Source organism: Alcanivorax sp. HI0083 (assembly GCF_001635175.1).
Genome location: NZ_LWFX01000637.1, coordinates 1 through 358, shown reverse-complemented (window position 1 = coordinate 358; position 358 = coordinate 1). Strand labels below are relative to the sequence as shown.

Annotated in this window: 1 protein-coding gene; it reads right to left on the bottom strand. The window is 59.8% G+C overall.

Annotated features, from left to right (window positions below; all coding sequences use genetic code 11):
• Window positions 1-256, bottom strand: a 256-nt coding sequence (locus A3754_RS06330; RefSeq protein WP_156496855.1) for an ATP-binding cassette domain-containing protein, incomplete at its 3' end; no start/stop codon positions are given.
• Window positions 257-358 lie beyond the last annotated feature (102 nt).

Below are 358 nucleotides of genomic sequence, written 5' to 3'. Positions count from 1 at the left end.
CAATCTTGATGTGCTGGGGCATGTAGCCCACCCGCAGGCCCTTGCGGCGGTTGATGGTGCCGCTGGTGTTGCCATTGTGGCTATCCGGTTGCACCAGTCCCAGCACCAGCCGCGCCAGGGTGCTCTTGCCGGCCCCGTTGGGTCCGATCAGGGTGGTAATGCGGCCGGGCGCCAGGGTCAGGCTGACGTCAGACAGCACCGCATTGCCGCCGAGGGTTACAGACACCGACTGCACCGTGACCAGAGGTTCTGACATAAGAAAGGGCCCGAAGTACAAAGGCGCAATGATATACTGCCGCTCTTTCGCCTGCACTGAAGGCGGAGAGCGAGTTGAAAGTTCAAGGTTTAAAGTTCAAAA